The 8,197-nt window shown below is 60.5% G+C and carries 10 protein-coding genes and 1 pseudogene; 4 read left to right on the top strand and 7 right to left on the bottom strand.

The window, feature by feature from the left end:
* From tnpC to tnpA, 3 genes are all read right to left on the bottom strand, one after another.
* On the bottom strand, positions 1-1,338 hold a 1,338-nt coding region (gene tnpC, locus ACTJK8_RS13260), incomplete at its 3' end, for an IS66 family transposase (protein ID WP_440762053.1).
* Between the two features lie 68 nt (positions 1,339-1,406).
* The gene (gene tnpB, locus ACTJK8_RS13255) at positions 1,407-1,763 is read right to left on the bottom strand and encodes an IS66 family insertion sequence element accessory protein TnpB (protein ID WP_043072964.1); all 357 of its coding nucleotides are present in this window, start codon (positions 1,761-1,763) and stop codon (positions 1,407-1,409) included.
* Positions 1,760-2,167 carry an IS66-like element accessory protein TnpA gene (tnpA, locus tag ACTJK8_RS13250; protein WP_209650095.1) on the bottom strand — a complete coding sequence of 136 codons (408 nt, stop codon included), beginning with the start codon at positions 2,165-2,167 and terminating at the stop codon, positions 1,760-1,762. Before tnpA ends, tnpB begins: the two co-directional genes overlap by 4 nt.
* 110 nt (positions 2,168-2,277) lie before the next feature.
* On the opposite strand from tnpA, the gene ACTJK8_RS13245 reads away from it, so the two are divergent.
* Positions 2,278-2,520: a hypothetical protein gene (locus tag ACTJK8_RS13245; RefSeq protein WP_440762052.1), complete on the top strand. Its 243-nt coding sequence runs from the start codon at positions 2,278-2,280 to the stop codon at positions 2,518-2,520.
* A gap of 228 nt (positions 2,521-2,748) precedes the next feature.
* Here ACTJK8_RS13245 and ACTJK8_RS13240 read toward each other — a convergent pair whose 3' ends face one another.
* The 3 genes from ACTJK8_RS13240 to ACTJK8_RS13230 all read right to left on the bottom strand — a co-directional run bounded on the left by ACTJK8_RS13240 (position 2,749) and on the right by ACTJK8_RS13230 (position 4,878).
* Positions 2,749-4,179, bottom strand: a complete 1,431-nt coding sequence (locus tag ACTJK8_RS13240) for an AIPR family protein (RefSeq protein ID WP_440762051.1) — start codon at positions 4,177-4,179, stop codon at positions 2,749-2,751.
* 75 nt (positions 4,180-4,254) lie between these two features.
* A complete protein-coding gene (locus ACTJK8_RS13235; protein ID WP_440762050.1) occupies positions 4,255-4,470 on the bottom strand; it encodes a hypothetical protein in 216 nt (71 codons plus the stop codon).
* Between the two features lie 171 nt (positions 4,471-4,641).
* The gene (locus ACTJK8_RS13230; RefSeq protein ID WP_440762049.1) at positions 4,642-4,878 is read right to left on the bottom strand and encodes a hypothetical protein; all 237 of its coding nucleotides are present in this window, start codon (positions 4,876-4,878) and stop codon (positions 4,642-4,644) included.
* A gap of 201 nt (positions 4,879-5,079) precedes the next feature.
* Between ACTJK8_RS13230 and ACTJK8_RS13225 the strand changes: the two genes are divergently transcribed.
* From ACTJK8_RS13225 to ACTJK8_RS13215, 3 genes and pseudogenes are all read left to right on the top strand, one after another.
* Complete coding sequence (locus ACTJK8_RS13225; RefSeq protein ID WP_440762048.1) at positions 5,080-5,274, top strand: hypothetical protein; 195 nt, start codon at positions 5,080-5,082, stop codon at positions 5,272-5,274.
* Positions 5,275-5,279: 5 nt separating this feature from the next.
* Positions 5,280-5,732, top strand: a complete 453-nt coding sequence (locus tag ACTJK8_RS13220; RefSeq protein WP_440762047.1) for a LexA family protein — start codon at positions 5,280-5,282, stop codon at positions 5,730-5,732.
* Positions 5,729-7,062: pseudogene (locus tag ACTJK8_RS13215) on the top strand (Y-family DNA polymerase). Before ACTJK8_RS13220 ends, ACTJK8_RS13215 begins: the two are co-directional and overlap by 4 nt.
* 382 nt (positions 7,063-7,444) lie before the next feature.
* Here the strand turns inward: ACTJK8_RS13215 and ACTJK8_RS13210 are convergent.
* Entirely contained in the window at positions 7,445-8,104 is a 660-nt protein-coding gene (locus tag ACTJK8_RS13210) for a hypothetical protein (RefSeq protein ID WP_440762046.1), read from the bottom strand.
* Between the last annotated feature and the right edge of the window lie 93 nt (positions 8,105-8,197).

Here is an 8,197-nt window from a genome sequence, read left to right as displayed (position 1 = left end):
GTCCGAACCAGCAAACAGGGCATTCTTCCGGTTCAAAGCCAGCGGCCGGATCGCGCGCTCGACGGTGTTGGAGTCGATCTCGACGCGCCCGTCGGCGAGGAACAGGCTCAGCCCCGCCCAGCGGCTCAGGGCGTAGCGGATCGCCTCCGCGAGGTTGCTCTTGCGGCTCAGGAGGTCGAGCTTCTCCCGCAGCCACGGCTCCAGCGCTTCGATCACCGGCCGGCTTCGCTCCTGACGGGCCGCCCGTCGCTCCTCGGCCGGACGCCCGCGGATCTCGGCCTCGATCCGGTAGAGCACGGAGATGCGCGACAGCGCCTCTGTGGCGATCGGCGAGGCCGCGGCAAGGTCATAGAATTGCCGACGCACATGGCTCCAGCAGTGGGCCAGCCGCACTGCGCCGCCCTTGGCTAAGCTCTCGTAGGCCGCGTAGCCGTCGACCTGCAGCACGCCTGCAAATCCGGAGAGATGCGCGATCGGTCGTCCAGCCGTGCGGTCGGGCGCGTACACGTAGGCGACGCCGGGCGGATCCGTCCCACCCCAGGGCCGGTCGTCGCGCGCATACGCCCAGAGCTGGCCGGTCTTGGTGCGGCCGCGGCCCGGATCGAGCACCGGTGCCGTGGTCTCGTCGGCAAACAGCTTGCCAGAGCGTTTGAGCGTCTCCAGGAGCCGCGCGTGCACGGGCCGGAGGAGGAAGGCGGCGCGCCCGACCCAGTCGGCCAGCGTCGAGCGGTCGAGGCTGACGCCCTGGCGGGCGAAGATCTGCGCCTGTCGATACAGCGGCAGGTGGTCGGCGTATTTGGAGACGAGCACCTGCGCGACCAGAGCGTCGGTCGGTAGGCCGCCCTCGATCAGCCGCGCCGGCGCGGGTGCCTGCACGATTGCGTCCCCGCAGGCGCGGCAAGCGTAGCGTGGGCGGCGGATCACCAGCACCCGGAACTGCACCGGCACCACGTCGAGGCGCTCGGATACGTCCTCGCCGATCCGATGCAGGGCACCCGAGCAGCACGGGCAGACGAGGCTGTCGACATCGATCACGTGCTCGACTCGCGGCAAGTGGGCGGGCAGCGCCCCACGTTTCGTGCGCCGCTTGGCCCTCCGCGCCTCCTGCTTGGTCGGTTCATTCTCCTCGGCGGCAAAGCCCGCGGCCTCGACCTGCTCGGCCTCCTCCAGCCCGAGCAGGAGCTGATCCTCCGGCAGGCTCTCGGCGCGGCGGCCGAAGCGGTGGCGCTGCATCGCCAGGATGATCTGGCGCAGCCGCTCGTTCTCGGCGCGCTCCTCGGCGAGCAGCGCCTTGAGCGTCTCGGGATCGTCGGACGAGGGCGAAGCAGGCGCGGCCACGAAGCAGATGAGAGCAGATCCGCCAGTGACTTACCACTGCGATGAAGCCCGCTGGCCAGCCTTTTTGCTCAGCCGGCAACCGCCGGCACGCTCACGGCACGCGCTGCATGGACGCGCTTCCAGTCCAAGCCTTCGACGAGCGCCGCGAGCTGCGCCGCACTCAGCCGGATCACGCCGTCCTCGATCTTCGGCCAACAGAACTGACCCGCCTCCAGACGCTTGGTCGCGAGGACCAGCCCGCTTCCATCCCAGACCAGGAGCTTCACCCGATCAGCGCGTTTTGACCGGAACACGTAGACCGTGCCGGAGAATGGGTCCGCGCCCATTGCGTCCCGGACCAGAGCGGCCAGCCCGTCCATGCCCTTGCGGAAGTCCACAGGCCGTGTGGCCAGCATCACGCGCACCGCGCCGGAGGGCCCGATCATAGGGGAGCCTTCAGCGCCCGGATCACCGCGGCGATCTGAGCCGCGCTCGCGTCCTGAGCGATGCGGACCGTGGCACCTGCGATCTCGACTTCGATGCCGTGGCAGCCGCATCGCTCCCCCACCCCGGGGCTCATCTCGGCAGTCGTCGGCTCCTGTGGTCCCACACTCATCACGGCCGGCACGAACTGCAGTGGGCGCTCGCCGTCGTGTCTCCCAACCTGACGCATCAGGCGTCGCCACGTGAACAGCTGCGAGGCGCTCAATCCATGCCGGCGCGCCACGGCGCTGATCGAGGTGCCCTGCCCATCGCTCTCGGCGACGATGGCGGCCTTTTCTTTATCAGACCACGTGCGCCGCCGGCCGGCCCCGGTGAACAGCTCCAGGCGCCGGATCGGCTCCGACATAGCCATACGCCCTGACATCGACATGTGACGGAGCTCCCATTCCGCTCCGTATGTCGCCTTCACACCGACTGCCGGAAGGTGCCGCCCAGACAGCGCTTACGCTCGACCGGATGGACGAGAAGCTCGAAGGCGTGGCCTACCGGCGCGACATCGAGCACTTCGTGGCCCGCGACGAGATTGAGCGGCGGATCGACAAGGCGGTGGACGGCGCCAAGGCTGAGGCGGCCAAGGGGCTGGCCGAGGTCACCGGGCAGGTCCGGGACCTGCGCAAGATCGGCTGGGGGCTGGCCTCGGCGGCGCTGCTGGCCTTCGGGGGGATCGTGCTGGCTAAGGTCGGTTTGGCGGGGCGGTGAGATGATAGCCTTAACTGTCCGATGATGCGCAAGATTTTTCCGTCACAACCAAAACCACAAGGTTGGCATATTAGTTTGCTCGGCGGAAAGCGTCGCGCTTTAAAATTCGGCACGACGAATCTTGTATCACCGCTAAGACCTCATTCACGCGAGCCGGGGGCGCCAACAGCGCAAAATGTTGACGCCCGTCCGGCCTAACGCGCACGAGAAAAACAATTATTCCAATTTTTATTTCGATTTATTTATAAAATCCGCCTTGACCGTCGCATTATGAAAGGTAATCCCCTCTCTGATCGCTGCAAACATGGGAGCGTATAGCTCTTTCAAGCCGGCAACAAACTGTGAATATTGAGAAAGAACATCCTTAACCTTCTCAGCGTTCTTTAGACCGTCGCTGAAAGCCCCCGCGAGTTGGGCATGGAGGCTCGACAAAGCCACGACTGGAGGTGTCCATAATTGGACAGACTGGTCTGGCGAGATCTTGCTTCCGAATGATAGCAGAAATCGGCTCGGCACCACTCGATCAGTGATTGTCTCAAGGCAATGGCCTATTGCTGCGGCCAACAGAAAGACAGAGCCTCGCTTTCTATAAAAATCCAATTTCGCAACTTCCGCGCTAGATAGCGCTGGACTGCCAGCGGTCTCCCGCGATCTTAGCTGACTCTTCTCATTCTCAATGGCACGAAGAAGACCATAGCAAAACACAATGTGCTTGGCGTTTAGTTCTTCACAAAAATATCGACTATATAGCGCATCCTTTGACCAAAGCGCCGACTTCTCATTATATGCAACAGTAGGATCACCGTGAACAGCAGCCAAAGCCTGCCCGACAGAATATGACGGTAGTAGCTTTGGCCGCCTCTTGATTGCAGCAGAGACGCCTCCGCGCCGCCCTCCGTCATACTCAGCATCTGGAATTTCGCGCATTTCTTGAACAAGCCTGCGCTGTATAGGGTCTGTGCTTCTGAAATCAGAAGCGGTTACTGCATTCTGTGAATTATTATATCGAACTACATCGGCAACTAGATCCTCATTGCTAGTAGAAATAAACCGAGCGAGCACAAATCCCGTAGGAGAAGTGTCTTTCGAAGTTCCAATTGTGCCGGTTGTCTGAGCTCCATTGACAATAGAGAAGCCCTTCACGGAAACTTCAAGTCTCCCATCTAGCTGTTCTGCCTCAATCTTGTGAGTAAGAACGGTCAGTCCATTATTGTAAACGAAGAAATTTTGTGGCTTTTCCGTTAATGACCTACGCATTTGGAAGTTGATATTCGATTCCCCGGACTTCATGCCCAGAAAGTCACGAACATTCGCAGAGAAGAGGTTTGTGCTATGCTTGTCGTATAGATCTTTGAGCATTTTTAGTGGTATGGGCGCGACAAAGCAGTTCCAGTCGCCCTCTTCGAATGTAAATCCGCTTGGAACACTAAAATTAATCGGCTCGTTAACCAGAATTGGTGTGCTGGTGTCGGTATAAAGAGTTTCAAGCAACTCACTAGAGATTTCTGAGACAGATATTGATATATCTTTACTTCCAGTTTTTGTCCGGATTATAGCGTTTGCAGTCTCTGCAACAGCAGCCAGCTCGCTCTTGACATTTTCTGATCCGGGACAATTATGGACGAACCAAACATAAACGGTTCGAATATCTCCGGCCAATAGAGCTTCACGGAGGAGTGAAGCACTGGCTTTTAAACGGTCTGGAACGCTCTCTATTCCGACCTCTACGAGAAATTAAACAGCTTGACGTAAGGTGGCAGCCTTGCCGGCATTAGCAGCGGCTTTTGAAGTCGTTGAAACATAGGACTGAGCTACGATAGCTATGCCTTGTTCTCGATCGACAAAAATGACATCGCATCCCCGATCATCAGGCCCATCTACTACGGCATCGGCCCCGATTGTTTCTAGATCATCATAACCAAATTTTAGGGCCATAGCAAAGAGCGCCAATCCAGCGCTCCCGAATGCTTTTAGATCTGCTCTTTCTGCATACGCAGTCGACCAAGAAGGGCCGTTTGCGTCGGAATTGGCGCTTGTCATGTCCGTGCCGTACCAACCCTAAGTTCTAAGTTGGCCTGCCTCCTACGCCCATAAGCGGTGGGTTGTCACGTACTTTGGCGCTCATTTGCAATTTGCCATGAACCTCGCCGACGGCCCAAAGATCCTCACGATCTCCGAGCCGCCGGTCTTCTCATCGATTGCTAACTTCAGCGTAGCCGCGCCCGGCATCCGCTTGGCTAGGTTCTTGGCGTTCTTCACTGCGCCACTCTCGGACTGCGCGGGCTCCTGTCGCATCGGCCGCAGCCGCTTACGGTGCAGCTCGAAGGACTGCACCGCGAACACCGTCTTCATTGCCATCGTCGTCTTGTCCGCCGAGCGGTCTCGGTAGTGCTAAGGCCCGATCGACATTGCCGTTTCTGGGATCCTTCCACAGCGATCCACCACTATCCGAGCCAACTCCGAGCCGACTGTTGAACCGCGATAATCCCTGCGCTTTGTTCTCTTTATGTTCTGTAAGGGAATTGGGACGCGATGCACGCTCTGCCGCACGAGCCACCTGTGGAGTTTCGTCTCACTGAGGCCGAGGCGATCGCGCTCCACTACTACCAAGCCGCGCATCGAGATGGCTGGGCAGCTCTGGTGCAGGCGATCGCCGACGCCCTTGCCGACATCGATGCTGCGGAACGCCACATCACATATCATGGGCGGCTGGTCTCCTACGGTTATGCGCGCGGCCGCGTCTGCGCAGCCTGAACCACATGTCAATTCACCAGATCGATGAGCTGCTGATCCACAGCCCGGACGCCGTCCGCATCCCGTTGATCGGGCAGGCCCTGTGCGCCGGCTTCCCGTCGCCCGCCGATGACTTCCTCGAGGGCGCGCTCGAACTGCCCCGCTGGCTCGTGCCGAACCCGCCCGCCACCTTCCTGTGGCGGATCAGTGGCTCGTCCATGGAGGGCGCCGGCATCTACGACCGCGACCTCGCCTGCGTCGATCGCAGCCTCAAGGCGGGCCACGGCAGCATCGTCGTCGCGGCGGTCGACGGCCAGATGAGCTGCAAGCGCCTCGTGATCGACGGCAACGTCGCCCGGCTCGCCTTCTGCAACCCGGACCTGCCCGCCTTCGCGGTCGACGAGCTCGGCGAGGGTGTGATCTGGGGCGTGGTGCGCTTCTCGATCCGCTGGCATGTCGCCCGCGGGCAGCGCGCGTGAGCATGCCGGAGGCCCGGCAGCGCGACCGGATCGACCGCGGCCGCGCCGTGGCGCTGATCGACGGCAACAGCTTCTACTGCGCGTGCGAGCGCGTGTTCGACCCGAGGCTCGCCACTGTCCCGGTGATCGTGCTCTCGAACAACGACGGCTGCGCCATCGCCCGCACGGCCGAGGCCAAGGCGCTCGGCATCAAGATGGGCGACCCGTACTTCAAGATCCGCGACCTGTGCCGGGTCCAGGGCGTGCGGGTGTTCTCGTCGAACTACACCCTCTACGGCGACATGTCGGGCCGGACCAACACGGTCTACCGGCAATTCAGCCCGCAGGTGGAGATCTACTCGATCGACGAGAGCTTCCTGAACCTGTCGGACGTGGTGCCGGGCTTGCGGGTCGAGCTCGCTCGGGACCTGCGCGCCACGGTTCGGGCCTGGACCGGAATCCCGACCTGCGTCGGCATCGGCCCGACCAAGACGCTGGCCAAGCTCGCCAACCACATCGCCAAGACCGTTCCGGTTCTCGGCGGCGTGTGCGACCTGACCGACCCGGCGGCCTACGCGCACTGGCTGTGCCGGATCGACGTCGCCGAGGTCTGGGGCATCGGCCGGGCCTCGCTCGCCAAGCTCCAGGCGATGGGCGTCGAGAGCGTGGCGGACCTGCGCGACCTCGACCCGCGGCCGGTGCGCAAGGGCCTGACCGTGGTGGGCGAGCGGATCATCTACGAGCTGCGCGGCGCGGCGCGGCCTGCCTGCCGCTGGAGATGGTGCCGGCGCGGCGGAAGGGCTGCGCGGTGACGCGCTCGTTCTCGAGCCGGATCACCGAGCGGGCGGTGCTGGAGGAGGCGGTGGCGGCGCACGCCACGCGGCTCGGCGAGAAACTGCGGCGCGAGGGGCTGGGCACCGATCACGTCACGGTCTTCTACCACACGAGCGAGCACGATCGGGGCGAGCCGATGCGCTCGGTCTCGACGACGGTGCAGCTGCCGGAGCACAGCTCGGACACGCTGGCGCTGATCAAGGCGGCGCGGCACGGGGGGGCGCGGACGTGGCGCGATCCCGGCGAGCGGCCGTGGCGGTACAGCAAGGCCGGGATCGTCACGAACGACGTCGTACCGCTGTCGCACAGCCCGCGAGCGCTGATCGGCGCGCTCGACCGGGCGCGGTCGGGCCCGCTGATGGCGGCGATGGACGCGTGCAACGCGCGCTGGGGCCGCGGCGCGGTGGTCCCGGCGCGCGCCGGGCTGGTGAGCCGGCGCGACTGGAATACGAAGTTCGAGATGCGCACGCCGCGCTACACGACGCGAGTGAATGAGCTGCCAATCGCCTACGCTTAAACCGGGGCCTGACTGCGCGGCTCACTCCTTCGGTTTGGAAAGCCGAGCATCTGCTTGCAAATCTTGATTGCCAGTAGGTTAGTTTCCGATGGTAGAATTGATTTGTGAAGTTGAAAGTTTTTCCATTGCGCTTCCGAACCATCGCGCCTTTACACGACGGTCAGAAAGGCCTGCCGCGACACTGCCTACATAGATCGCGTGCCGCGGTATTGATAACAACGAGCTTTGGGGGCGGCAGTTGACGTGGGTAAGCCCGAGCGCACTTGGATAGACGCACTACGGCAGCTGTCGGTGTGGTGCGAGCGAGGCAAGAAAGCTTCGAAGGTTTAACCAGCCTCGCTTTTATCTTGATAAAAACTGTTCAAGGAAGTCGTTCTTATTCTCAGATCTGGGATGACTCTATCGTTTTGTGTGCCGTAGACTCCTTGGCCTTATTCTTTTCTTCTCTCGAACTTATTTCCATTGCCCGCTCTAATAAGGCTAAATTCCTTTTCGGTTCTTGCGATTTGACGTATCTAAGGATATGTCCAATATCTTCACTGCTTAAATCTTTGCCGGACATAAGCACGAAGCCATGCTCTCCCAGTATTCCATAGTTCCTTGCTTGATATAGATCATTCAACAAGTCGCTTTCAGGTTCAGAAAGTTGAGATTTTTCACCGTTATTGTCGATAAAAGATCCATTTCTCAAACTTTTCCCGGTCACTTTCCGAAATAATTCCAAGTCTGATTGGCTTAACCAATTTTCTGGACCCACAAGACCTTTCCGTAATGCTGCGGATAATTCAGCGCTCGGCTGTCCGGGACCGATTGGAGGTGGAACTATCTTCTCAGGATCACCGACTGCCCTCTGCAGATCAAGCACGGCGATCTTTGTGCGCAAGCTTTTGGTTGCATCATCAGTAATCATTACATTGTTGGTGGAGCTCGCGTCAACACTAGAGCTATAAGCGGATTTTTTTTCAACCGTGTTGCTTGCCGTGACGTTTTTTTCCAACTTTGAATGCTTGAAGGGGATTTTGCCCAACTCCACCTTTGACATAGTGAGAGCCTCCTGGATCTTTGGCCTTGATTTTGGATTGCGAGTTATCTTTCGAACGACAATTCTGCAATGTGGCGCCGCGATATGACAATA

The sequence above is a fragment of the Methylobacterium sp. 22177 genome, from assembly GCF_052045615.1.
In the GTDB taxonomy this organism is placed as follows: Bacteria; Pseudomonadota; Alphaproteobacteria; order Rhizobiales; family Beijerinckiaceae; genus Methylobacterium; species Methylobacterium radiotolerans.
Note: the sequence above shows the minus strand (reverse complement) of the source record. Positions and strands in the feature narration are given on the sequence as shown.

What these genes read in the sequence shown, in the direction of transcription:
- tnpB (WP_043072964.1), bottom strand. Translation starts at nt 1,763, where the DNA reads ATGATCGGGCCCTCCGGCGCGGTGCGCGTGATGCTGGCCACACGGCCT.
- tnpA (WP_209650095.1), bottom strand. Translation starts at nt 2,167, where the DNA reads ATGTCGGAGCCGATCCGGCGCCTGGAGCTGTTCACCGGGGCCGGCCGG.
- ACTJK8_RS13245 (WP_440762052.1), top strand. Translation starts at nt 2,278, where the DNA reads ATGGACGAGAAGCTCGAAGGCGTGGCCTACCGGCGCGACATCGAGCAC.
- ACTJK8_RS13230 (WP_440762049.1), bottom strand. Translation starts at nt 4,878, where the DNA reads ATGGCAATGAAGACGGTGTTCGCGGTGCAGTCCTTCGAGCTGCACCGT.
- ACTJK8_RS13220 (WP_440762047.1), top strand. Translation starts at nt 5,280, where the DNA reads ATGTCAATTCACCAGATCGATGAGCTGCTGATCCACAGCCCGGACGCC.
- ACTJK8_RS13210 (WP_440762046.1), bottom strand. Translation starts at nt 8,104, where the DNA reads ATGTCAAAGGTGGAGTTGGGCAAAATCCCCTTCAAGCATTCAAAGTTG.